This is a genomic window from Thiothrix litoralis, from assembly GCF_017901135.1.
GTDB lineage: Bacteria > Pseudomonadota > Gammaproteobacteria > Thiotrichales > Thiotrichaceae > Thiothrix > Thiothrix litoralis.
Genome location: NZ_CP072801.1, coordinates 3,814,012 through 3,837,587, shown reverse-complemented (window position 1 = coordinate 3,837,587; position 23,576 = coordinate 3,814,012). Strand labels below are relative to the sequence as shown.

Genomic DNA, 23,576 nt, shown 5'->3' with positions numbered 1-23,576 from the left:
TGCGGCACTTTTTTCTGGAATTTTACGGTACTGTCACCCATGCCCATGCAAATCGACGCCAATACCTTCATGCCCATGGAAATCCCCGCCATGACGCAAGTGCACGAGGAAGAACGGGTCATGCTCAATGACATTTACGCCCTGCTTGCGCAAGCGCAACCTGATGCGCCACTCATCGACGCCCGGCTGGATGCGTTAATCCACCACACCACCGCGCACTTCGAGCAAGAAAACCGCAATATGCTACTGATCAACTTCCCGCCATACCCGGTACACAAGGAAGAACACGACATCGCACTGGCAGGCATGAAAGCCGCCTTCGACCACTGGAAAACCAGCCGCGACCTGCCCGCCTTGCGCCAATACCTCGAAACCGACTTGCCCGCCTGGTTGCAACAACACATTGCCACGATGGACATGATCACTGCCCGCTTCCTGAAAATGCATCAGGACAAAGGTGGCGCACTCGACTTCGCCTGAGAGATGACCTTACTGACGTTGCATTGCCACCCGGCGACACCTTGCACAGCGGTGCATTCGCTACAAGTCACACTGAAACGCGGGGTGGACGGCAGCTTGCACCTGCAATACATCCTGCGCGGTGATCTGGCACACATCCGCATCCCCGCCCTGCAAGCCCCGGCAGCGACCGATGGCTTGTGGCAACACACCTGCTTCGAGGCATTCATCGGTGTGCAGGGTGACAGCCGCTATCACGAATTCAATTTTTCGCCGTCGCGCCAATGGGCGGCGTATGCCTTCAGCGGCTATCGGGAGAGGTTGGCGTGGACGGGGCATGTTTCCTCACTTCCTGACTGCCAAGCCATCATCCCCACTGCCGCTTTCCCCCCAAACCCGCAAGAAAAACCCTTGCAGCTAGCCCTGACTGCCGTCATCGAAACCATAACAGGCGAAAAATCATACTGGTCGTTGTATCATCCTACTGAACACCCGGATTTTCACCATCGTGATGGATTTACACATGAAATTTGGCCTTGACCGCTTCCTCGAAGACACCACTTTGCGCACCCCACTCGCTGGCAAACGTATTGCCCTGCTTGCCCACCCTGCTTCCGTCACGCCCGACCTGACACACGCGCTAGACGCTATCGCAGCCTTGCCTGACATCACCCTGAGCGCTGCTTTTGGCCCCCAACACGGCATCAAAGGCGACAAGCAGGACAATATGATGGAATCGCCCGACGTCATCGACCCGCAGCACGGCATCCCGATTTTCAGCTTGTATGGCGAAGTGCGCCGCCCCACCGATGCGATGATGGATACCTTTGACGTGCTGCTGGTGGACTTACAGGATTTGGGCTGCCGCATTTACACCTTCATTACCACCCTGCGCTACGTGCTGGAAGCCGCCACACAACACGGTAAATCCGTGTGGGTGCTGGATCGCCCCAACCCGGCAGGCCGCCCGGTGGAAGGTTTAACCTTGCGGGCGGGCTGGGAAAGTTTCGTCGGCGCGGGAGCCATGCCCATGCGCCACGGCTTAACCATGGGCGAACTCGGCCTGTGGTTCATCCATGCACTCAAGCTCAATCTCGAATACCGCGTGATTGGCATGGAAAGCTGGCGACCGAACAACGCCCCCGGCTACGGCTGGCCGCTGGGAAGGCGCGAATGGGTCAATCCCAGCCCCAACGCCCCTAACCTGTCGATGGCACGCTGTTACGCCGGAACCGTGATGCTCGAAGGCACAAGCCTCTCCGAAGGGCGCGGCACCACTCGACCGCTGGAACTGTTCGGCGCACCCGACATTGATGCCCGCGCCGTGATCCACACCATGCAAGCGCTTGCCCCACACTGGTTGCAAGGCTGTATCCTGCGCGAATGCTGGTTTGAGCCGACCTTCCACAAGCACGCGGGCAAACTGTGTGCCGGAGTGCAAATCCACGTCGAAGCGCCCCATTACGATCATGCTGCCTTCCGCCCGTGGCGTGTCCAAGCGCTGGCCTTCAAAGCGATTCGCCAGCTCTACCCCGACTACGCCCTCTGGCGCGACTTCCCTTACGAATACGCTTTCGGCAAGCTACCCATCGACGTTATCAACGGCTCGCCGCTACTGCGCGAATGGGTGGATGATGCGCAAGCCGTGCCCGCTGATCTGGATGCGCTGACCGTGCCAGATGAACAGGCATGGGAAGTAACCCGCCAGCCTTTCCTGCTGTATTGAACGGACTATCGCTATTTGTCAGCCCCAATCAACTGCGCGATATTCCACAAGCTCGGCACGTACTCCGTCGCTGCCCGTAGCGATACATCGCCGGGATTAGCTTGGTGGGCGGCGTACAAACGGTGGTAGAAATTGGCAAAGTTGGCTTCAACACCTTCGCTTTCCATGTCAGCGATCATGCGTTTCACATTGCCCGCCCCCCAGTTGAAGGCCGTAAAGGTCAGTAACCACGCATCACTTTCCGAAAACTTGGCAACATTGGCAAAATAGAAATGGTAACGGTGCAAATGCACTTGCGCCGCCTGCGTGCTGAGGCTGGCATCGGCACGCAATTTGTTGATATGGGTGGTTTTGAGGATAGCAGGCACGTAATCCAGCGACTGGATTTCCTTCAACACCTCCGGTGTGAGCTGCCAGTAGCCGTAATCGGCCGATTTTTTACCCTTTTTACCGTGCCACTGCGATTCCAGATACGCGATCAGCAGGATGCTGTCGGGCATTCCCTGCAAATCCACCGTGGCGGCGAACGGGTAAGAGCGCACGAAAGCCTCATGGTAAATGTTCGTACCGCTGCCATTGCGCCACATGATTTTGTTTTTGACGCGCTGGCTAACCGCTTCAAAATCCTTTTTGCCCTTCCCGTGCAAGGCATTTTTCACAAAAAAGGCAAACAGCTCGTGGTGCTTGTGTGCCAGATGGGTCAGCGGAGATTCCGCCACTGGAACCTGATAAACCACCTTGTGCCATGCCGGTTCATTGGCGTGCGCCACGCCCATGCCCGTCACAGCAATCAGTAACACTAACAGCAAATGCTGCACAGGGGGATAAGGAAAAAAAACCGGTAGTGGGTTAGACCTGAGTTTTAGCATGAATATCAATTCCGAATTCCACTTTGTTGATGAGCCATCCAATCATAAGAACCCCAGCCATCGGTATAGTAACGGGCAATCCCAAAGGGATCAAGAAGCACTGTTAGCTGCTTAAAAAGACATCTTTTCGTCTTCCAAATACATAGGCAATAACCGTATTGGTCGCATGGTCGCGAACATTTTTAGAGGGTTACTTATCGGGTTTGATTCAGGATGCTCGACATGATTTTACACCATTCGTCAATGCGCAAGTCTTATTAAGTTAAAAAAACAATATAATTACGTATTAATATCTAAAAAAGATTAAGAGGAGGAAAAAATGCCAACTGCTGTCTTTATTAAAACCCCCAAAGGTGTTGAGGAAGTGGAAACCAAAGCGAATGGCTTATCCATGATCCAGCGCTGGGTGCTCATTTCCATTGATGGCAAGCGTACCTTTGAAGATCTCAAGACCTTGCCGCGCGTGAATGACCTGAGTGGCATCCTTGTCTTGCTGGAAACCGGCGGCTATATCACCCCGGTCAAGGCTCCCGTCAATTTAGCCCCTCCCGTCGCCAACCTTTCTCTCTTTCGTGCGTTACCTGCAACCTTTGACCCCAAGACGTTTAGCATGGCAAAGCACTTTATGATCAATACCTTAAATGCCTTTAAGGGGCCTTATGATGCAACCAGTCTGGTGAGGAATATTGACCACTGCCAAACCCATGAAGAACTTCGTGCCCTGTTTGAGCAGTGGCATGAGGAGATTGGCAATACTCGCCAAGGGCAAAAACAGGGTAAGGATTTGCAGAAAAAGCTACTGGATGTGCTTTGAGCCGAGCAAATCTTGGCATTCCGGGTCTACTTGAATACCACGGTTTTGTTGCCATCCATGAATACGCGGCGTTCGATGTGCAGGTGCACGGCTTTGGCGACCCAGTTTTCTGCGGTCATGCTCGTGATGCCTACGCCGCCCGTTTGCATCCGTGCAGCCAGCAGGCTGACGAAGAGCACTGCTTCTCAACAGAACCCTAACGTTACAATGGCCAAAACCACAATATCACCGGAATGGATACGCACCCTGCCAGAATATTCATCGGAATACCGATCTTCAAATAATCCATCACCCGATAACCGCCGGGCCCATACACCATCAAATTGGTTTGGTAGCCAATCGGCGTCATGAAACTGGCGGAAGCCGCAAACATGATGGCAATCGCAAACGGCATAAAATTCACCCCCATCTGCTCCGACACGGCACTGCAAATGGGGAACATCAACACGGCGGCCGCATTGTTGGTAATAACTTCGGTAAACAGCGAAGTCATCACATAAACCATCACTAAGGCCATCAGCGGGGTGAGATGCCCACCGGACATCAAGCCTTCCGCAATCCATTGGGCAGCTCCGGTTTTATCCATCGACTCACCCAGCGCAAACGAAGCACCGACGACCGTTAACACCGTAAAATCAATGGAACGGCGTGCTAACCCCGCATTCAGGCAGCGGGTGACTAACATCACGCCTGCCGCCAGCCATGCTGCTTGTAAAATGGGAATAATTTCCAAGGCACTGAGCACCACCATTGCGGCTAAAATGCCCAGTGCCAGTTGGGCTTTCTGAAAATTGGGCGGGCTGGAATCTTCCAACGCACTGACCAGCAGAAAATCCTTACGGAAGCTGTACTGTTTGGCGAACTCTTTTCCCGCCTCCATCAACAGGGTATCGCCCACTTGCAAATGGGCGTTCAAGCCCTTGTCAGGCAAGGTATCGACACCGCCGCGTGAAATGGACAGTACCACCGCCTGATAAGAGCCGAGGAAATCGCATTCTTGCAAAGTCATCCCCAGAAACGGGAATTCAGGGCCAATAACGGCTTCCACCAAGCGGCGTCTGAAATGCACAATACCGAGTTTGTGGATGTCTTCATTGGCAGGCTTCAAGCCCTGAATGCTGCGCAATTCGTGGGCGCAACGCGGTGCGCCAATGAACGAGAGCCGATCACCCGCTTGCAGGATGAAATCCCCCGGCGGACTTTGAGTCACTTCATCGGCGCGTTCCAGTTCTGCCAAATAACCGTAGCCGAGGTTGCTCAAGCCCGCCACGGATAAGGATTGCCCATGCAATGCCCCGTCTTCGACAATCATTTCGACGTGGTATTCACGCACTTTGTCCAAGCCTTCTGCTACGCCCGCGCTGTCGGGCAACAGGCGATTGCCGAAGAGCAACAGGAAGCCGCCACCCACCAATAAGACGATCAGCCCCACGCCGCTAATGTCGAATACGCCTAAGCCCTCGTGCCCGCTTTTTTGCAGCAAGCCATTTACCACCAGATTGGTGCTGGTGCCGATTAGGGTGCAAGTTCCCCCCAGAATGGCGGTATAACTGAGGGGTAACAACAGTTTGGAAGGCGGGATTTTCAAACGTTGACACCATTCCTGAATGGCAGGAATCAACATCGCCACCACCGTGGTATTGTTCAAAAAAGCACTCAAGGCCGCCGTCGGCAATAACATGCGGAACTGTGCCCCGCGCACACTCGACGGTTGCCCCAGCAAGCGCCGGGTAATGCACTGGATAGCGCCAGTTTCCCGTAACCCCGCAGCCACAATGTACAGCGCGGCAATCGTCATTAATCCTGTATTCGCAAAACCCGCAAAGGCTTCTTCCGGTTTGAGTACGCCGCTTACCATCAGGATGATGAGTGCGGCCATCAGGATCAGGTCGGGGGAAATCCGCGACAGCGCCAGAAAACCCAACACGCCCAATACCAAGCCAATCGCTAGAATCCCTTCCCAACCCATGCTTGATCTCCTTTAGCCGACCATTCCGGCACCGACTGTATTATTCGTGCTCTCATCAATCACGATGAATGCACCCGTGCCACGATTATCCGCATACGCATCCACAAACAGCGGTTGTGCCAGCTTGAAGGTGACGTTGGCAATGTCATTCATCGCCAACTGGTTCACTGGCTGCTTATCCAGCGTATTCACATCCACGCGCCAGGCAATATCGGCGACTTTGGCCTTGGTGTCGCGGGTGGTATGGCGGATCAGGTAAGTACGCGCCCGATCCAGCGGGCTTTCCGCTAACCAGCAGACGGTGGCGTTCAGTTGCTTGGTCTGCGTGGGCAAGTCAGTGGCTTTCACCAGCATATCGCCGCGTGAAATGTCGATTTCATCCGCCAATAATACGGTGACGGATTGTTCGGTTTCCGCTGTGGTTAACGGTGTTCCACCCAATTCAAGCGCTTTGACCGTGCTAGAAAGGCCGGAGGGCAATACCGTCACACGCTCGCCCACACTCAGGCTGCCGGATTCCACTCGCCCCATGAAGCCCCGGTAATCATGCAACTGTGGATTGCTGGCATCCTGCGGGCGGCACACGTACTGGACGGGGAAACGGAACGCCGCTGCGTGGCGTTTTTGCGCACTTGGCGTGGTTTCCAGAATATCCATGAGTGTTTGGCCTTGATACCAATCCAGCTTGTCGCCACGCTCCACCACCATGTCGCCATTGAGGGCGGAAAGCGGCATGAATTGCACGTCACGGATACCCAATTGTTCGGCAAAATCCAGATAATCCCGCTGGATTTCCTCGAAACGCGCCTGGCTGTAATCCACCAAATCCATTTTATTCACCGCCACCAGCAAATGCGGAATCCCCAGCAGATGCGCCAGATACGAGTGCCGCCGGGTCTGGGTTAAGACACCTTTCCGCGCATCCACCAGAATGATCGCAAGGTTGGCGGTGGAAGCCGCCGTCACCATATTGCGGGTGTATTGCTCATGCCCCGGCGCATCGGCAATGATGAATTTGCGCGTGCCGGTGCTGAAATAGCGGTAAGCCACGTCAATGGTGATGCCCTGTTCACGTTCGGCTTGCAAACCATCGGTGAGCAGCGACAGGTCAACCTCCTGCATTCCGCGCCGTTGCGAGGTTTTGGTGATGGCACTCAAGGTGTCCGCCAAAATGGCTTTGGAATCGAACAGCAAACGCCCGATCAGGGTACTTTTACCATCGTCGACACTGCCGCAGGTCAGCAGGCGCAACAAGCCGTGGTCTTCAAGCGGATGTGTCATTAGAAATAGCCCTCTTTTTTACGTTGTTCCATCGCGGCTTCGGAGGCTTGGTCATCCAGCCGGGTAGCGCCGCGTTCGGTAAGGGTGGTGGTCGCGGTTTCGGCAATGATTTTTTCAATTGAATCTGCATCAGAAATCACGGGTGCAGTGCAGGTAATGTCGCCGACAGTACGGAAGCGTACTTGCAGGTCGATGATTTCCTCACCCGCTTGCGCCGGGGTAATGTCGGTCACGGGTACGATCGAACCTTGGCGGTACACAATCGGGCGGGTGTGGGCAAAGTAAATGCTGGGTAATGCCAATCCTTCGCGCTCGATGTATTGCCACACATCCAACTCTGTCCAGTTGGAAATCGGGAAGGCGCGGATGTTTTCACCCTTATGGCTGCGGGCGTTGTACAGGTTCCAGAGTTCCGGGCGCTGATTTTTCGGGTCCCATTGCCCGAATTCGTCGCGGAAGCTCATGATGCGTTCTTTGGCGCGGGCTTTTTCCTCATCACGGCGTGCACCGCCAATGCAGGCATCGAAACCGTGTTCTTCAATGGCTTCCAACAAGGTGACGGATTGGTGCTTGTTACGCGATTCCGTCGGTGATTTGAGCACGACCGTGCCGCGCAGTATAGAGTCTTCTACGGAGCGCACGATCAGGCGTTCACCGATGTCAGCGGCTTTGCGGTCACGGAAGGCGATGACTTCGGGGTAATTATGCCCGGTGTCGATATGCAGCAAGGGAAAGGGGAAACGTCCGGGGCGGAAGGCTTTTTCCGCCAGACGCAGCAGACAGATCGAATCTTTGCCACCGGAAAACAGCAAAGCCGGATTACTGCATTGCCCTGCTACTTCGCGTAGGATGTGGATGGCTTCAGCTTCCAACCAATCGAGGTGGCTGAGAAGCCGCCGCTGTGGTTTGAGTGTGTTGAGGAACATGGCGTTATATCCTGAGTAAACGTGAATACGGCGTAGTATCCGGGAACTTCTTAAGTTAAAAAAACGATATAATTAGATGTTAATATCTAATAAAAAGATTAAGAGGAGGAGAAAATGACAACTGCTGTCTTTATTAAAACCCCCAAAGGCGTCGAGGAAGTGGAAACCAAAGCGAATGGCTTGGCGATGATCCAGCGTTGGGTGCTCATTTCCATTGATGGGAAACGCACCTTTGCAGATCTCAAGACATTGCCGCGCGTGAATGACTTAGAGGGTATTCTGACTTTCTTGGAGACAGGTGGTTATATTACCCCGGTCAGTACCCCAACAAGCGTGGGTTCCGACATGGCTAAGCAAGCGCCTAATACAGCCCTTTCTATCTTCCGACCCTTACCGGCCACCGTTGATCCCAAGACGTTCGGCATGGCAAAGCATTTTATGATCAATACCTTAAATGCGTTTTGTGGCTCGTATGGCGCCACTGCCTTGGTAAGAAGTATTGACCAGTGCCAAACCCATGAGGAGCTGCGTGCCCTGTTTGATCGCTGGCATGAGGATATTGCTAATACCCGCCAAGGACAAAAACAGGGCAAGGATTTGCAGAAAAAGCTACTGGATGTGCTTTGAGGCAAGGTAGCCTTTGCGTACTACAAAATCCCCAAACGGTTCACTTTCGATGCGTTTGGCGGCGAATTCAGCCAGCAAACCATCCAGTGTGTTGAGGATAGCGGCTTCATCCAGATTCTCGCGGTACAGCGTGTTGAGCCGATCACCGTTGAAGCTGGCACCGAGATAAAGGTTGTAACGCCCCGGTGATTTGCCGATCAGGCCGATTTCACCTAACACTGAACGCCCGCATCCATTGGGGCAGCCGGTCATGCGGATTTTGATTTCATCATGACGCAAGCCGTGTTTATCCAGCGACACTTCCAGTTTGCTGATCAGTTCTGGCAAATAACGTTCGGCTTCGGCCATGGCTTGCGGGCAGGTATTCAGTGCCACACAGGCGATGGAGTTACGCCGCAAGCCGGATAAGTGGCTGGCATCTGAGGCATAGCCGTGCGTTTGCAGAATACTTTCCACCGTGCCGATGTGTTCTTCGGATACTCCGGTCAGGATCAGGTTCTGGTTGCCTGTCATGCGAAAACCGCAGATATTTTGCGCGGCGATTTCTCGCAAGGCTGTTTTCAGGTGATGGGTGTCATTATCCAGCACGCGCCCGTATTCCAGCCGTAAACCCAGGTGCCATAAGCCATCGGTGGTGGAACGCCAGCCGAAACGGTCGCCCGTGGTCTCAAATTCAAACGGACGTACTTTGCCCAGTGCAAACCCCAGACGGGTATTCAACTCCCGCTTGAACCAGTCCAGCCCGTGCCGGTCGAGGGTGTATTTGAAACGCGACAGTTTGCGGTCTTGGCGATTGCCATAATCACGCTGGATGGCCACGGTGTGGAAACACACGTCCAACACTTGTTCCGGCGTGCAAAAACCGATGGTGGATGCCAAGCGTGCGTAAGTATCCTCGCGCCCAAACGTAAACCCCAAACCGCCGCCGACCGCGACATTGAAACCAGCCAGTTTGCCGTTTTGTTCAAGCGCTATCAGGCCGATGTCGTTGGCGAACACATCCATGTCGTTGAATGGCGGAATCGCAATGGCAATCTTGAATTTGCGCGGCAGGTAATGCTTGCCGTACAGCGGCTCGATTGCTTCCGCTTCACCGCCTGCTACCAGCGTTTTGCCTTGTTCCTCGTCCAACCAGATTTCGTGGTAGGCACGCGAACGCGGCAGCAAATGGTCGCTGATCTTTTGCGCCCACGGGAACACTTCCTCATGCAATGCCGACAGCGTGGGGTCGGGTGTACACATCACATTGCGGTTCACGTCGCCACACCCGGCAATGCTGTCCAGCAAAGCTGCATCCATCGCCTTGATGGTGTTCTTCATGTCAAACTTGATAATGCCGTGAAATTGCAAGGCTTGGCGCGTGGTAATGCGCGAGGTGCCATTGCCGTAACGGTTGCTGATGTCGTCGAGTTTGACCCATTGCTCAGCGCTCAAATCGCCGCCCGCCACCCGCAGGCGGATCATGAAGGAGTACGCCGGTTCGAGCTTTTTATCCTGCCGATGCAGGCGCACATCGCGGTTATCCTGCATGTACGAGCCGTGGAATTTCACCAGTTGTACATTGTCTTCGCTGATCGCGCCGGTGATCGGGTTGTGGAAATCGTCCACCAGATTGCCGCGCAAGTAGTTGCTGCTATCCTTGATGTGTTCGACCGCAGACCCGTTGGGGGCAAGCGTGTTGAGGGGTTTGGGTGTCGCTGTATGTTCCATTAGGCTGCCTTTTTCAAGGGGTTGCGTGTGCCATCGTGCAGGCCGCATTCCTGATTGTGGGATTCCCACCACCAGCGCCCGGCGCGTTCATCTTCGCCGATTGCCACGGCGCGGGTGCAGGGGGCGCAGCCAATACTGGGGAAAAGCTCATCATGCAGCTTGTTGTAAGGGATGTCGTATTGGCGGATATAGCCCCACAATTGCGCGGTGGTCGTATTCAGCAGCGGGTTGAATTTCACCAGATCGCGTTGTTCATCGCGCTCAAACAAACCCATGTCAGCACGGAAACTGGATTGTGTTGCCCGTAACCCCGTGATCCATACCTGTGCACCGGTGAGTGCGCGGTTGAGCGGTTCAATTTTGCGGATGGTGCAGCATTCTTTGCGATTGCCGACCGATTCGTAAAGCGCGTTGATGCCTTTGAGGGTGACGTAATGCTCAATCGCGGCGGTTTGCGGGTAAAACACTTTGATCGGCTTGCCGTATTTTGTGCGGGTTGCGTCAAGTGTGTCGTAGGTTTCTTTGAAATTGCGCCCGGTATCCAGCGTGAATACCTCGATGTCGAGATCGTTACGGAAGATGGCATCAGTAATCACCTGATCTTCCAGCCCCAGACTGGTGGAAAAAGCAATGCGTCCGTCGAAGCGTTGGCGCAGGGCAAGCAGGGCTTCATCCAGCGTCAGGTCGTGGAAATCGGCGTGCAAGGTTTGCAGCGGTGCGGTTGTTAATGTCATGGTCTTGTGCCTCATGGAAAGTGGATGAGGCGCAGTATCCCTGAAACGTTAAAGCGAAAAAAACGATATAATTCGATATGAATATCTTGAAAATGGATTTGTTTAAAAGGGGGTATTGAAAGTGAAAAGATTCCATCTTGCGCATAATGATTGCTATAATTAACATTAAGTCAGTTTGAGTCTGTTATATATGGCAAAATTACTCAGTCTATCTACCCGTACCCAAACGGTGCTGCAAGTCTTTGCGGGTATGATCCGTGCGGCGCGGCTGGAACGTAAAATGCCGCAACAAGACTTGGCAGAACGTTTAGGCGTGAGCCGTCAGACCATCAGTGCTATCGAAAAAGGGGATGCCAAAGTTGCTATCGGCACGGTATTTGAAGCGGCTGCTATTGTGGGTATTCCGTTATTGGCGGAAAGCAGTCGTGACTTGCAACGTTTATCCACCACGGTTGCAGGGCTAACCAGTTTGTTACCAGAACGCGCCCGTGTGCCGCAAGTGGAGCTGGATGATGATTTCTAAGTCACAATCTGCTGATAATGCCTATGTTTGGGTTTGGCTACCCCAACAAGCTGAACCCGTCGTTGCTGGACGTATTGTCAAACAGGGGAACTTGCATCACTTTACCTATGGGCGTAGCTACCGTGAACGCGAAGATGCGATGGCGCTATCAGCGTTTGAGCTACCGTTGCGCAGCGGTACTTTTCAACCTGAGGGGCTGAACAACATCCATTCCTGTCTACGGGATGCCTCCCCGGATGCGTGGGGGCGGCGGGTTGTCAGTTATCAGTACACGGGTTTCACCCCGGATGAGCTCGATTATTTGTTATTGTCTGGCAGCGACCGAATCGGGGCGTTGGATTTTCAGCACAGTGGCACTGTTTACCAACCGAGGCAGACGCAACAGGCTGATTTACAGGAGTTGCTATTGGCAGCAGACCTGATCGAAAAGGGTAAGCCATTACCGCCTGAACTGGATATTGCTCTACGTCACGGTACCAGCGTCGGCGGAGCACGCCCCAAGGCACTGATCAGGACGGAAATGCACAGTTACATTGCCAAGTTCAGCACTTCGACGGATTACTATGACATCGTGAAAGCTGAATACGTCGCTATGCAACTGGCGAAGCAGGTAGGGTTAAGCGTGGCTGATACACAATTGGTTTCAGTCATGGGTAAGGATGTGCTATTGGTGGAGCGGTTCGATCGTATTCACCAGGCCAGCCAGACCTATCGCCGTCTTTTGTTGAGCGGTCTGAGCCTGTTAGGGCTGAATGAAATGGAAGCACGCTATGCAAGTTATCATGATTTTGCTGACTTAATCCGCCAGCAATTTGCAGACGCCACGGCAACCTTACATGAGCTCTTTCAACGCCTGGTGTTCAACGTTTTGATCGGTAATACGGATGATCATGCCCGTAACCATTCCGCTTTCTGGGATGGGAAAACCTTGCAACTCACCCCTGTCTACGACCTTTGTCCACAACTGCGTTCAGGGCGTGAAGCGACCCAAGCCATGCAAATCGGTGGTGTTCAGGGTAACTTTTCAACGCTAGCAAATGTTTTGTCTGTTTGTCCTGTGTTCCAACTGACAACAGCAGCCGCGCAAGAAAAAATTGACCAACAGGTTACTACCATCCAACAAAACTGGAAGGAAACCTGTGATGCAGCAGGTATGGGAGAGGTGGAGCGTAATCGTTTGTGGCAACGGGCAGTGTTTAATCCGTTTTGTTTTGATTGGCCTTATTAGCTCTTTTTAAGATATTCATATCAGATAATATCACTTTTTTCGCTCTAACGGTTCATGGATACTCGGCGGCATTCATCACTTTTGAAGGAGTGGCACACATGCTGCTAAGCCCACAACAATTCCAGCAAGTATCCGGTGCTGTCCGTGATCTCACACCCACGCAACTGGCTTGGGTCAGCGGTTACCTCTCCGGTTTAACGACCCAGCAGGCATTGCCGACCCCTGCTATTGCCGCCCATACCCTGAAAACCACCATCCTTTACGGTAGTCAGACGGGGAACGGCAAGCGGGTTGCCGAGCAGTTGTATGCCCGCTTGCAAGCCCAGACTGCTGAGGTGGCGTTGTACGATGTGAAAACCTATCGCCCACAGCAACTCAAGCAGGAACAGCGTCTGATTCTGGTGATCAGTACCCACGGCAATGGTGAACCGCCGGATGATGCCCGTGCGTTTTTCCAGTTTCTGCACAGTGAGCGTGCACCACGCTTGGAAAAGTTGGAATACGCCGTGCTGGCCTTGGGTGACAGCAGTTATGAGGATTTTTGCCAGACCGGCCTGTTATTGGATCAGCGTCTGGCGGAACTGGGTGCAACCCGTTTACTGGAGCGGGTGGATTGCGATGTGGATTTCAGCACCACAGCCAGTACGTGGCAGCAGGCCGTGCTGGAGAAAACCCCCACTGCTGCTGCCGATAACAGCATTCACTTTGCCCGTAACCCGTTGGCAGCCGCGATTGCGCCTGTGTCTGCGCCAGCGTACACGGCGGAACACCCGTTTCAGGCTGAAGTGCTGGGGCGGGTGGTGTTAACCGATGATGATTCCGCCAAAGAGGTGTTGCATCTGGAATTGTCGCTGGAAGGTTCTGGTATCCACTACCAACCCGGCGATATTCTGGCGGTCAGCGTGCCGAACCCCCCGGATTTGGTGGAGAAGGTCTTGGCTCTCAGCGGTTTGCACGGCGGTGATGCGGTGCTGGTGCGGGGCGAAACAAGGACGCTGCAAGAGGCTTTGCGTGGGCATTACGAACTTTCCCACCTGACTCGGCGGCAAGTGCAAGCCTATGCCAAGTTGATTGCCCACTCGGCATTACAAGCGGCGGCAGAGGATAAAACGGCCTTGCAAGCGTGGCTGGCAGCGGCTGATTGGGCGGATTTGCTGCACGAATTTCCCGGCAAGCTGGCGGCGCAAGCGCTGGTGGATGTGCTGCGCCCCTTGCAGGCACGCCAATATTCGATTGCTTCCAGCCCTGTCGCGCACCCGGATGAGGTGCATTTGCTGGTCAAGCGGGTACGCTACGATTTTCAGGGACGTACCCATTGGGGAACCGCATCCAATGCGTTAGCGGGCTTGCAAAGTGGTGATGCGGTGGCAGTGCATTGGTTGGCGAATCCGCATTTCAAGTTACCGACGGACTCGGAGACACCGCTGATCATGATTGGGGCGGGTACAGGTGTGGCACCTTTCCGCAGTTTCTTGCTGGAACGTGAGGTGCAGGGGCTGCGTGGCAAAACGTGGTTGTTTTTTGGGGAGCAACGTTTCCGCAGTGATTTTCTGTACCAAACCGAATGGCAGCAATTGCTGGCCAATGGCACGCTGGAACGCCTGAGCGTCGCGTTTTCGCGGGATCAGGCGGAAAAGCAGTATGTGCAACATCGGCTACGCGAAGCAGCGCGTGAGGTGTATCAGTGGTTGCAAGCCGGGGCGCACGTGTACGTGTGTGGTGATATGCACGGCATGGCGAAGGATGTACATCAAGCTTTGCTCGACATTGTGGCAGAGCAGGGTGGGCTGACTGCCAGTGCCGCCGCTGCCTTGCTGGAACAATGGATAGGCGAGCGACGTTACCAGCGGGATATTTATTAAGCGTTAGGGCTTATTTGAATACCACGGTTTTATTGCCATCCATGAACACGCGGCGTTCGATGTGCAAGCGCACGGCTTTGGCGAGGGCGCTGTTTTCCAGATCGCGACCGAGGGCGGCGAGGGCTTCCGGCTGGTAGCTGTGGTCGACGCGCTCGACGGATTGTTCAATGATGGGGCCTTCGTCAAGGTCGGAGGTTACGTAATGCGCGGTTGCACCGATCAGTTTCACGCCTCGATCATAGGCTTGGTGGTAAGGGCGTGCGCCCTTGAAGCCAGGCAGGAAGGAGTGGTGGATATTGATGCATTTGCCGGTGAGTTTGCGACAGGTGTCGTCGGACAGGATTTGCATGTAACGCGCCAGCACGACCAATTCGGCTTGGGTGTCGGCGACGATTTCCAACATGCGGGCTTCCTGTTCGGCTTTGTTGGTTTTGTCGACGGGCAGGCAGATGAAGCGGATGCCTTCACGTTCTACCAGCGAGCGCAACTCCATGTGGTTGGAGACCACGCAGACCACGTTCATGTTCAGGTCGCCCTTGTTTTTGCGGTACAGCAAGTCCACCAGACAGTGGTCGGCTTTGGATACCATCAGGATGACGCGAGTCGCACGGGTGGCGTTGGTAATGTGCCATTCCATCGCGAAGTTGCTGGCAATCGCTGTAAATTGCTGGCGCAGTGCGTCGATTTCAGGCGATAACGCCGCAGCGGGGCGGAACATGATGCGGCAGAAAAACCGTTGGGTCATTTCATCATCGTATTGCGACATTTCGGTGATGTAGCACTGCGATTCCGCCAGAAAGCCGGTGATGGCGGCGACAATGCCGGTTTTCGCCGGGCAAGTGACGGTGAGGATATAGGTTTCTGCTGTCATGGTCTTGATGCCGTTAGGTTATTTTCTTGTAGAGTAAATCCCAGACGCCATGCCCCAGTTTTAAGCCCCGATTCTCAAATTTAGTCAGGGGGCGGGTATCAGGGCGCGGTGCGTAAGGCGGTTCCGGCGCAAGATTAACAAAGTCGGGGCTGGTTTGCATGACCTCAGCCATGTGGACGGCGTAGTTTTCCCAATCAGTGGCCATGTGGAATACACCGCCGGTTTGCATCCGCGAGGCCAGCAGGCTGACGAAGGGCGCTTGCACGATGCGGCGTTTATTGTGCTTGCTTTTGTGCCAAGGGTCGGGGAAGAACAGTTGCACCCGCTCCAATGAGTTCAGCGGGATGCGCTTTTGCAGGATCTCGACCGCATCCGAATTCAGCAGGCGCAGGTTTTGCAAGCCTTGTTCGCTGATCAGTTTCAGCAAATGCCCGACGCCGGGGGTGTGAACTTCAATGCCGATGAAGTCACGTTCCGGCGCGGCGCGTGCCATTTGTGCGAGGGAATCACCATTGCCAAAGCCGATTTCCAGCGTCACCGGGGCAATCCGCCCGAACAGGCTGGGGAAATCCAGTGGCGTGTCGGCGGTTTCAATCCCGAAGACTGGCCATAGGTTGGTCAGGGCTTCTTCCTGCGCCTTGGTGCGGCGACCTTGGCGCAAGACGAAACTTTTAATGGTACGTGGGTGTTCTGCTGATTCCATGATACTGCCCGTTGCTTAGAAAAACGTACCTTCCAGCGGGGAAGACGCGGATGCGTAACGCTTACGCGGCATCCGCCCTGCCAAGAAGGCTTCACGCCCGGCTTCAATGGCCTTTTTCATCGCGGAAGCCATCAGCACTGGGTTTTTCGCACCGGCAATCGCAGTGTTCATCAGCACGCCGTGGCAACCCATTTCCATCGCAATCGCTGCGTCGGAAGCAGTGCCGACACCTGCATCGACAATGATCGGCACTTTGGCATTTTCAATGATTTCTAGGATATTGTACGGGTTGCGGATGCCAAGGCCAGAACCAATCGGTGCGGCCAGCGGCATAACGGCAACACAGCCGATTTCTTCGAGTTGGCGGGCAATCAGCGGGTCATCGCTGGTGTAAACCATCACGTCGAAGCCGTCTTTTACCAGAATTTCAGCCGCTTTCAGGGTCTGGATGGTGTCTGGGTAGAGGGTTTTGACATCGCCGAGCACTTCCAGCTTGACCAGATTGTGGCCGTTGAGCAGTTCGCGTGCCAAGCGGCAGGTGCGCACGGCGTCGTCGACGTTGTAACAGCCTGCGGTATTCGGCAGCAGGGTGTATTGGTCGAGCGGGATGACATCGAGCAGGTTGGGTTCATCCTTGTTCTGGCCGATATTGGTACGGCGGATGGCAACGGTGATGATTTGCGCACCACTGGCTTCCGTGGCGGCTTTGGTTTCTGCTAGGTCTTTGTATTTGCCAGTGCCGACTAACAGGCGTGAAGAATATGCCTTGCCTGCAATGGTGAGGGTGTCATTTTGCATAATGGGTGCTTCCTTGTTTAGCCGCCGCCGATGGCGTGGACGATTTCAACCGTATCCTGAGGCTGGAGGATAACGTTGTCAAATTGGCTGCGCGGCACCAGTTCTTGATTGACTTCCATAGCCAGACGCTTGCCTTGCAAGTCAAGAATGACCAGCAATTGCGCCACTGTCGTGCCTTCCGCGATGAGGTGCGGGGTTCCGTTGACGAGTATTTCCATGCTTAATAGGCTCCGCCGCCGCTCTGGCCTTTGGGGAGTTCTTCCAGCAGCAGGGATTTACCGCGCATTCCGTCTGGTTTGGGCAAGCCCATCAATTGCAGCACGGTGGGGGCGAGGTTACTTAAGCCGCCTTCGGTGGACAAGCGCCAGTTGGATTTGTCCATAATCAGGCAAGGAACGGGGTAAACGGTGTGCTGGGTATTGGGTTCGCCGCTTAAGGGGTCAATGTATTCGTCACAGTTGCCGTGGTCAGCCGTCAGGATCACGGAATACTCATGGGCAACGGCGCTATCCAGCACACGCCCAACCTCACGGTCGAGTGCTTCTACCGCTTTGATGACCGCACCCGGCACGGCGGTGTGGCCTACCATGTCGCCGTTGGCGAAATTCACCACGATGAAGCAGTATTTGTTGTGTTCAATCGCGTTGATAATGGTATCGGCAACTTCCTTGGCGCTCATTTCGGGTTGTTCGTCGTAAGTTTCCACATGGGGGGAAGGGATCACAATGCGCTCTTCACCCGCGTAAGTGCGTTCGCGCCCGCCATTGAAGAAGAAGGTGACGTGGGCGTATTTTTCGGTTTCCGCACAATGCAGTTGCTTCAAACCAGCGAGGCTGATGGTTTGCGCCAGATTGGTGGCAGGGCGTTCCGGTGAGAAAATAACCGGAGCCAGCAGGCGCTTGTCATATTCGGTCATGGTGGTGAGCGATACTGACTCGAAATCACCCCGGTTGAAATCACTGAAGTTTTCATCCGCCAAGGCTTTGGCCATCTGACGCGGGCGGTCATTGCGGAAGTTGAAGAACAATACCGTGTCATTGCTCTGGATGAGTTCGGCATTCGGCATAATGCGCGGCTTGATGAATTCGTCAGCTTCCCCGGCGGCGTAAGCATCGTCAACGGCTTGCAAGGCACTGCTGGCGGGTGTGCCCATACCGCGCACCATGGCATTCCAGGCCAGTTGGGTGCGTTCCCAACGGTTATCACGATCCATTGCGTAAAAGCGCCCGGTCACGGTAGCAATTTCGCCGCCCGTCATTTCCATCACGCTCTCGATTTGCTTAATGAATTGCTTGGCGATTTTGGGGGCAGTATCACGACCATCGGTAATGACGTGCAGCACAGGTTTGACACCGTGTTCCATGCAGGCTTTCAGCAAGGCGATGATGTGCGTCATGTGGCTGTGGACACCACCATCGGAAACCAGACCCAACAGGTGCAAGGGGCGCTTATCAGCTTTGGCACTACTTAGCGCATTCAACAGGGAATGGTTTTTGTAGAAACTGCCGTCTTCGATGGCGTCTTCGATGCGCACCAGATCCTGGCGTAAGACCGAGCCACAGCCAATGGTCATGTGCCCGACTTCGGAATTACCCATTTGACCGTCCGGCAGACCCACTGCCCGCCCGGAGGCTTGCAAAGTAGTGTGCGGATATTGCCCGAAATAGCGGTCAAAATTGGGTGTATCGGCTTCATGTACCGCGTTGAAACGTTTGCTCGGGTTAACCCCGAAGCCGTCGAGAATGACCAGAATGGTTTTACGGCGTGGAACGTTTGGGTGTCTTGATCTCACTGGTTGCCCTCATTAATACAGTCCGTCGTGAAGTCGCGCATTGTAGCAGGTAATCGGTTAATTTTGCTTGTGGAATTGACTTTCAGATATTTTTACGATAGTAAATGAACTATCACGTAATCGGTTAATCATAGCAATAACAATAACTTTACTGAAAAGGGCTACCCCATGAAAATACAGTTGGTTGATTTTCGCCGTGCATTCATCTGGCTGGGTGCGGGCTGGTACGCATTCAAAACCAGCTTGGGGACGTGCTTGGCACTCTCTATTACATTCCTGCTGGCGGTGATGTTGCTAGGCATGTTGCCGTTTGTAGGCATTCCGCTGATCGCCTTGTTTATCCCCTTGTTATTGGTTGGCTTGCTGGTGACGGCGCACAAATCCCTGACCGGGGCATTGGCACAGGTTGAGGATGGTTTGCTCGGTTTCAACGATCCGCGTTTTAGCAAACCCTTGCTGCTGTTGGGGGCGATGATGGTGGCAGGCTTATTGTTATTGTTTGTGGTGTTGTATCCCTTGAGTGGAGAAATATTCAAAGCCCTGTATTTGCCGGGCAGTGAAACCAGTGTGATAGTGACACTAGCGCAGATGGCAGAATCTTTCCCCTTGGGTTTACTGCTGCAAGTGGGACTGGTAACGGTGTTTTTGATGGCTTTTTTCTATGCCACGCCCTTGGTGGTGTTTGAAGGGCAAGCACCGCTGGAAGCGGTATCCGCGAGTTTGCTGGCTTGCTTGCGCAATATCGTGCCCTTAACGCTGTTTGGCATTATGACGCTATTGTTGGGAATACTGGCATCGTTTGTGTTTGGCTTGGGTTATCTGGTGCTGATCCCGGTACTCACGGGAGCCAGCTATGCCAGCTTCCGTGATGTGTTTGACCCGGTGGAACCCGGTGAGAGCAACCTGTTGGATGCTTCCTCAGTCTGATTTACCTTTGTCCTGCTTGTCTTGTTCTTCCTTGCGGAACTTGTCTTCCATACGCTTGAACTCCTCATCCATGCGCTCCAGCTCCGCTTCCATTTCCTCATCGGTCAGGGGGTGGAAAGCTTCATCGTCAGTGGATGGTGTCGGAGTGGTTTCCTCGAAAATGTGCCGGTCGTTTTCCCATGCGCTAGTGTCATTCGAGGTTGCGCCTGTTGTAGTGGTGGCGGCACTGGATGTAGCAGGAGGTGGCGGTGGTGGCTTAATATCGTGTTGGTCTTCCGCCATGTCGCGGGCATCCCTTGCGGCACTGGCCTGTTTTAGTTGTTTCTCGAACAGGACACTGGCGAGCAAGCCCACTTCAAACAGTAACCACATCGGTACTGCCAACATTACTTGTGACAAGACATCCGGCGGGGTCAGGAACATGCCAATAATAAATGCACCCACGACGACATAGGGGCGTGACTGTTTCAGGGTTTCGCGGCTGGCAATGCCGGTGCTGATCAGCAGCAGGGTGGCAACGGGCATTTCAAAACCAATACCAAAGGCCATGAACATCATCATCACAAAATCGAGGTATTCGGCAATATCGGGGGTGACATCGACATTGCTGGGGGCGAAGTTTGGCAGGATGCTGAACATCATCGGTAGCACGACGAAATAGGCAAACGCCATGCCGAGATAAAATAAGGCAACACTGGAAACCAGCAGCGGTGTTACCAGTTTCTTTTCATGCTGATACAGGCCGGGGGCGATGAAACCCCACAACTGGTAAAGCACGTAAGGCAGTGCCAGCACAAACGCCACCATCAGGGCGAGTTTGTAAGGGATAAAGAAGGGGGAAGCTACCCCAACCGCAATCAGTTTCTGGCCTGCGGGCAAGTGCCGAACCAATGGGTCGGATAACAGGTTGTATAAGTCCTGTGCGAATGGCATCAGGATCAGGAATACAATTCCAATCGCCAACACCATGTGTAACAGGCGGTCACGCAACTCAAGCAGGTGCTGGAGGAAACCCAGTTCCTCGCCTTCGGGGGAAGGAGGGTTAGTGTTTTTCGTCATGTGGCTTGGTGGCGTCTTCGATGCTGTGGCGAACGTCAGTGGTGTTTTGTTGCATCAGGTCACGCAGGGCGCGAATTTCATCTTCCTGTTTGTTCAACATGCTGCGCATTTCTTCGGTGCGCAACTCACGTTCAAGGTCGGTGCGGGTGGTGGCAATGAATGCCTTTGCTTTGCCGAGTAGTCGCCCAGCCTTACGCGCCAACCCCGGCAAGCGCTCAGGACCAATGACCAGCAGGGCGACAACCCCTATCAGCAACATTTCAAAGAAACTGGTTTCAAACATGGCGTTTACCGGTTGTCAAAGGGTTAAACCTTGTCTTTTTCTTTGGCTTCGGCGTCGATCACGCGCCCACCGGGTGGTGGTTGCTGTTGAGTCACTTGTTCGCTGCTTGTTTCTGCTTCACCGTCTTTCATGGACTTTTTGAAGTTTTTGAAGGTTTCACCCAAGTCGCTGCCCATGTTGCGCAGGCGTTTGGTGCCGAACAATAGTAAAATGATAGCTAGAATCAGTAATAATGACCAAGGGCTGATGCCACCTAAACCCATTTCGTTTCTCCTTGAAGTTAATCGTTGCGGTTGGCTTTTTCCACCAGACCTGACATACCGAAGCGGCGTGCGAGTTCTTTCAGCACATCGTCGGGGTGCAGGTTCTGCTGCGCCAATAGTACCAGCGTATGAAACCACAAATCCGCGACTTCATACACAATTTTATCTTTTTCGCCGTCTTTTGCGGCCATCACAGTTTCGGTGGCTTCCTCGCCGATCTTTTTGAGGATGCTGTCCAAACCCTTGGCGTAGAGCTTGGCAACATAGGAACTGTCCGGTTCCGCTTGTTTGCGGCTTTCCAGCACCTCGGCGAGTTGAGTGAGTACGCTATCGTTCATCATGGGGTCAGTATACCTAATTCAATTGGTGTGCGGCGACGGGTGAATGTGTTTCGGTAATGTTTGGTAATAATGACGACATTTTCCATTCAGATTGTTGCGCCGCATCGTCCAGCAGCTTGCATAGCAAGTGTAGCAGGTCGTGTGTCAGGGTAAGGTCTACGCCTTCTTCGGCGACATTTTTCAGCGAAAGTTGTAACGCGCCATTGGCTTGGTGGCGGAACCCGGCTTTGGACACCAGTAGCGGGTCTTTTCCCAGTGGCAGCTTGTCAGCTTCGCGGAAAGGGTTGTTGAACTGGGCTTTGCTTTGCGCCTGCTCGTGTTCAAACGCCATGATCGCCTGACGGGAATGGATGTCGCTGTGCTGTTTTACCGCAGGGGATGACATGAGCGCCTCCTGCAACACCGGCCACAGGCGTACCAGAAAGCGGTGTGTCAGCCAGAAGCGGTATTCCTCTTCGGCGAGGGTATTCATGCGCATCAGGATGCGGTCTTCTTCCTGAATGTAACGAACCTGGACTTGTGCGGGTGCTGCCATAATCTTATAACCTCTCTTTACAGCCTCATCTCGATGCCTTGCGCCGCCATGTAACGTTTGGCGTCGCCGACGGTGTATTCGCCAAAGTGGAAGATGCTGGCGGCCAGTACCGCATCCGCCCCGCCCTTGAGCACACCATCTGCCAAGTGCTGCAAATTACCCACACCACCCGAGGCAATCATGGGAATGTTTACCCGGTCAGTAATGGCGCGGGTTAACCCCAGATCGAAGCCAACTTTGGTGCCGTCCCGATCCATACTCGTGACCAGCAATTCACCTGCGCCGAACTGTGCCATTTTTTCAGCCCACGCAACTGCATCAATACCGGTGCGCTTGCGTCCGCCGTGGGTGAAGACTTCCCAGCGGTCGGGTTCGCCGGGTTCGTTGACACGCTTGGCGTCGATGGCGACCACGATGCATTGCGAGCCGAAATAGTCGCTGCACTCGCGTACCAAGTCGGGGTTGGTGATGGCTGCTGTGTTGATGCCCACCTTGTCGGCTCCGGCATTCAGCATTCGGCGCACGTCTTCTGGCTTGCGGATGCCGCCACCCACGGTCAGCGGGATGAACACCTGCGAGGCGACCGCTTCCACCATGTGGACGATGGTATCGCGGTTGTCGGAACTGGCGGTGATGTCGAGGAAAGTGATTTCATCCGCGCCCTCACGGTTGTAGCGGGCGGCGATTTCCACCGGGTCGCCAGCATCGCGGATGTCGACGAAATTCACGCCTTTGACGACGCGACCATTGTCCACGTCAAGGCAGGGGATGATGCGTTTGGCTAAACCCATTATTTCTTTTCCACAAAAAGCGTAAAGTCAGTATTACTGGTTGTAAACAACGGCAATGTATGGGTGTTTGATGGTGTATTCACAAAATCTCCCATACGTTCCGTACCCACTTCAAAACGGCGCAACATGGTTTTGATGGCCTCATCGCTACGGTCAACCCCGATCCAGCGTCGCCCAAGGCTTGCTGCGCTTGCCAAAGTAGTACCAGAGCCAGCATAACAATCCAGCACGAGATCACCGGGGTTGGAGGATGCTTCAATAATACGTTCCAGCATATCAGGGTTCTTTTCTGTTGGATAACCCGTGATATGGATATTCTGGTTATGGGCATCTTTCATGTCTAGCCAGATGTCTTGTACGGGAATGCCCGCGCTGTTTTCAAGGGCGACAAGCATCGCTCAGGATGTCGGGATAATATTCGCCCGTTGCTAGCGTAATCCAAGCGGCTGCTTCGTGTTTATAATCACGGAAAGTGCGTTCATCTG

Annotated in this window: 28 protein-coding genes and 1 pseudogene; 9 read left to right on the top strand and 20 right to left on the bottom strand. The window is 54.0% G+C overall.

What is annotated here, in order from left to right; all coding sequences use genetic code 11:
• The first annotated feature begins 39 nt into the window (after positions 1-39).
• From J9253_RS18570 to J9253_RS18560, 3 genes are read left to right on the top strand one after another with little or no spacing between them, the layout of a single operon-like run.
• A complete protein-coding gene (locus J9253_RS18570) occupies positions 40-480 on the top strand; it encodes a bacteriohemerythrin (RefSeq protein WP_210222339.1) in 441 nt (146 codons plus the stop codon).
• Between the two features lie 3 nt (positions 481-483).
• Positions 484-999: a DOMON-like domain-containing protein gene (locus J9253_RS18565; protein ID WP_210222338.1), complete on the top strand. Its 516-nt coding sequence runs from the start codon at positions 484-486 to the stop codon at positions 997-999.
• Positions 983-2,185, top strand: coding sequence for an exo-beta-N-acetylmuramidase NamZ family protein (locus J9253_RS18560; RefSeq protein WP_210222337.1), 1,203 nt, complete (start codon positions 983-985; stop codon positions 2,183-2,185). Before J9253_RS18565 ends, J9253_RS18560 begins: the two co-directional genes overlap by 17 nt.
• 11 nt (positions 2,186-2,196) lie before the next feature.
• Here the strand turns inward: J9253_RS18560 and J9253_RS18555 are convergent, their stop codons facing one another.
• Together J9253_RS18555 and J9253_RS21450 are read right to left on the bottom strand one after the other, a co-directional pair.
• Positions 2,197-3,054, bottom strand: a complete 858-nt coding sequence (locus tag J9253_RS18555) for a transglycosylase SLT domain-containing protein (RefSeq protein WP_228291430.1) — start codon at positions 3,052-3,054, stop codon at positions 2,197-2,199.
• Positions 3,035-3,226: pseudogene (locus tag J9253_RS21450) on the bottom strand (IS1 family transposase); the annotation flags it as partial. The pseudogene J9253_RS21450 and the gene J9253_RS18555, both read right to left, overlap by 20 nt.
• Positions 3,227-3,373: 147 nt before the next feature.
• Here J9253_RS21450 and J9253_RS18550 point away from each other — a divergent pair.
• Positions 3,374-3,868: a hypothetical protein gene (locus tag J9253_RS18550; protein WP_210222336.1), complete on the top strand. Its 495-nt coding sequence runs from the start codon at positions 3,374-3,376 to the stop codon at positions 3,866-3,868.
• A 26-nt stretch (positions 3,869-3,894) separates the two neighbouring features.
• Here J9253_RS18550 and J9253_RS18545 read toward each other — a convergent pair whose 3' ends face one another.
• The 4 genes from J9253_RS18545 to cysD are packed head-to-tail and all read right to left on the bottom strand — an operon-like array spanning position 3,895 to position 8,044.
• Positions 3,895-4,047: a hypothetical protein gene (locus J9253_RS18545; protein WP_210222335.1), complete on the bottom strand. Its 153-nt coding sequence runs from the start codon at positions 4,045-4,047 to the stop codon at positions 3,895-3,897.
• 23 nt (positions 4,048-4,070) lie between these two features.
• Positions 4,071-5,837 (bottom strand): SLC13 family permease, encoded by a 1,767-nt coding sequence (locus J9253_RS18540; protein WP_210222334.1) that lies wholly within the window; start codon positions 5,835-5,837, stop codon positions 4,071-4,073.
• A gap of 12 nt (positions 5,838-5,849) precedes the next feature.
• The gene (gene cysN, locus J9253_RS18535) at positions 5,850-7,118 is read right to left on the bottom strand and encodes a sulfate adenylyltransferase subunit CysN (protein WP_210222333.1); all 1,269 of its coding nucleotides are present in this window, start codon (positions 7,116-7,118) and stop codon (positions 5,850-5,852) included.
• Entirely contained in the window at positions 7,118-8,044 is a 927-nt protein-coding gene (gene cysD / locus J9253_RS18530; RefSeq protein ID WP_210222332.1) for a sulfate adenylyltransferase subunit CysD, read from the bottom strand. Before cysD ends, cysN begins: the two co-directional genes overlap by 1 nt.
• Positions 8,045-8,158: 114 nt before the next feature.
• Between cysD and J9253_RS18525 the strand changes: the two genes are divergently transcribed.
• Complete coding sequence (locus tag J9253_RS18525; RefSeq protein ID WP_210222331.1) at positions 8,159-8,671, top strand: hypothetical protein; 513 nt, start codon at positions 8,159-8,161, stop codon at positions 8,669-8,671.
• On the opposite strand, the gene J9253_RS18520 is transcribed toward J9253_RS18525, so the two are convergent.
• Both J9253_RS18520 and J9253_RS18515 read right to left on the bottom strand, forming a co-directional pair.
• Positions 8,654-10,381, bottom strand: coding sequence for an NADPH-dependent assimilatory sulfite reductase hemoprotein subunit (locus tag J9253_RS18520; RefSeq protein WP_210222330.1), 1,728 nt, complete (start codon positions 10,379-10,381; stop codon positions 8,654-8,656). The genes J9253_RS18525 and J9253_RS18520 overlap by 18 nt on opposite strands.
• On the bottom strand, positions 10,381-11,115 hold the full coding sequence (locus tag J9253_RS18515; RefSeq protein ID WP_210222329.1) for a phosphoadenylyl-sulfate reductase: 735 nt from the start codon (positions 11,113-11,115) through the stop codon (positions 10,381-10,383). The genes J9253_RS18520 and J9253_RS18515 overlap by 1 nt, the downstream gene beginning before the upstream one ends.
• A 190-nt stretch (positions 11,116-11,305) precedes the next feature.
• Between J9253_RS18515 and J9253_RS18510 the strand changes: the two genes are divergently transcribed.
• The 3 genes from J9253_RS18510 to J9253_RS18500 all read left to right on the top strand — a co-directional run bounded on the left by J9253_RS18510 (position 11,306) and on the right by J9253_RS18500 (position 14,728).
• Positions 11,306-11,638, top strand: a complete 333-nt coding sequence (locus J9253_RS18510) for a helix-turn-helix transcriptional regulator (protein WP_210222328.1) — start codon at positions 11,306-11,308, stop codon at positions 11,636-11,638.
• A complete protein-coding gene (locus J9253_RS18505; RefSeq protein WP_228291429.1) occupies positions 11,625-12,866 on the top strand; it encodes a type II toxin-antitoxin system HipA family toxin in 1,242 nt (413 codons plus the stop codon). The genes J9253_RS18510 and J9253_RS18505 overlap by 14 nt, the downstream gene beginning before the upstream one ends.
• Positions 12,867-12,964: 98 nt before the next feature.
• A complete protein-coding gene (locus J9253_RS18500) occupies positions 12,965-14,728 on the top strand; it encodes an assimilatory sulfite reductase (NADPH) flavoprotein subunit (RefSeq protein ID WP_210222327.1) in 1,764 nt (587 codons plus the stop codon).
• Between the two features lie 10 nt (positions 14,729-14,738).
• Here the strand turns inward: J9253_RS18500 and purU are convergent, their stop codons facing one another.
• The 5 genes from purU to gpmI are packed head-to-tail and all read right to left on the bottom strand — an operon-like array spanning position 14,739 to position 18,892.
• Positions 14,739-15,599, bottom strand: coding sequence for a formyltetrahydrofolate deformylase (gene purU / locus J9253_RS18495; protein ID WP_210222326.1), 861 nt, complete (start codon positions 15,597-15,599; stop codon positions 14,739-14,741).
• Positions 15,600-15,612: 13 nt separating this feature from the next.
• Positions 15,613-16,302 carry a tRNA (guanosine(46)-N7)-methyltransferase TrmB gene (trmB, locus tag J9253_RS18490; protein WP_210222325.1) on the bottom strand — a complete coding sequence of 230 codons (690 nt, stop codon included), beginning with the start codon at positions 16,300-16,302 and terminating at the stop codon, positions 15,613-15,615.
• Between the two features lie 15 nt (positions 16,303-16,317).
• Entirely contained in the window at positions 16,318-17,100 is a 783-nt protein-coding gene (locus J9253_RS18485) for a thiazole synthase (protein ID WP_028488302.1), read from the bottom strand.
• 17 nt (positions 17,101-17,117) lie between these two features.
• On the bottom strand, positions 17,118-17,318 hold the full coding sequence (gene thiS / locus J9253_RS18480) for a sulfur carrier protein ThiS (protein WP_028488303.1): 201 nt from the start codon (positions 17,316-17,318) through the stop codon (positions 17,118-17,120).
• Positions 17,319-17,320: 2 nt separating this feature from the next.
• The gene (gene gpmI / locus J9253_RS18475; protein ID WP_210222324.1) at positions 17,321-18,892 is read right to left on the bottom strand and encodes a 2,3-bisphosphoglycerate-independent phosphoglycerate mutase; all 1,572 of its coding nucleotides are present in this window, start codon (positions 18,890-18,892) and stop codon (positions 17,321-17,323) included.
• A gap of 168 nt (positions 18,893-19,060) precedes the next feature.
• Here gpmI and J9253_RS18470 point away from each other — a divergent pair, with 168 nt between their 5' ends.
• Positions 19,061-19,819 carry a BPSS1780 family membrane protein gene (locus tag J9253_RS18470; protein ID WP_210222323.1) on the top strand — a complete coding sequence of 253 codons (759 nt, stop codon included), beginning with the start codon at positions 19,061-19,063 and terminating at the stop codon, positions 19,817-19,819.
• Here J9253_RS18470 and tatC read toward each other — a convergent pair.
• From tatC to J9253_RS18435, 7 genes are read right to left on the bottom strand one after another with little or no spacing between them, the layout of a single operon-like run.
• Positions 19,811-20,878, bottom strand: coding sequence for a twin-arginine translocase subunit TatC (gene tatC, locus J9253_RS18465; RefSeq protein WP_210222322.1), 1,068 nt, complete (start codon positions 20,876-20,878; stop codon positions 19,811-19,813). The genes J9253_RS18470 and tatC overlap by 9 nt on opposite strands.
• On the bottom strand, positions 20,862-21,161 hold the full coding sequence (gene tatB / locus J9253_RS18460) for a Sec-independent protein translocase protein TatB (protein ID WP_210222321.1): 300 nt from the start codon (positions 21,159-21,161) through the stop codon (positions 20,862-20,864). The genes tatC and tatB overlap by 17 nt, the downstream gene beginning before the upstream one ends.
• Before the next feature lie 23 nt (positions 21,162-21,184).
• Positions 21,185-21,424 (bottom strand): Sec-independent protein translocase subunit TatA, encoded by a 240-nt coding sequence (locus tag J9253_RS18455; protein ID WP_210222320.1) that lies wholly within the window; start codon positions 21,422-21,424, stop codon positions 21,185-21,187.
• Between the two features lie 17 nt (positions 21,425-21,441).
• Complete coding sequence (locus J9253_RS18450) at positions 21,442-21,762, bottom strand: phosphoribosyl-ATP diphosphatase (protein WP_210224665.1); 321 nt, start codon at positions 21,760-21,762, stop codon at positions 21,442-21,444.
• A 16-nt stretch (positions 21,763-21,778) separates the two neighbouring features.
• A complete protein-coding gene (locus tag J9253_RS18445; protein ID WP_210222319.1) occupies positions 21,779-22,300 on the bottom strand; it encodes a hypothetical protein in 522 nt (173 codons plus the stop codon).
• A gap of 17 nt (positions 22,301-22,317) precedes the next feature.
• Positions 22,318-23,091 carry an imidazole glycerol phosphate synthase subunit HisF gene (hisF, locus tag J9253_RS18440; protein ID WP_210222318.1) on the bottom strand — a complete coding sequence of 258 codons (774 nt, stop codon included), beginning with the start codon at positions 23,089-23,091 and terminating at the stop codon, positions 22,318-22,320.
• Positions 23,091-23,486, bottom strand: a complete 396-nt coding sequence (locus tag J9253_RS18435; RefSeq protein ID WP_210222317.1) for a site-specific DNA-methyltransferase — start codon at positions 23,484-23,486, stop codon at positions 23,091-23,093. Before J9253_RS18435 ends, hisF begins: the two co-directional genes overlap by 1 nt.
• Positions 23,487-23,576: the final 90 nt, after the last annotated feature.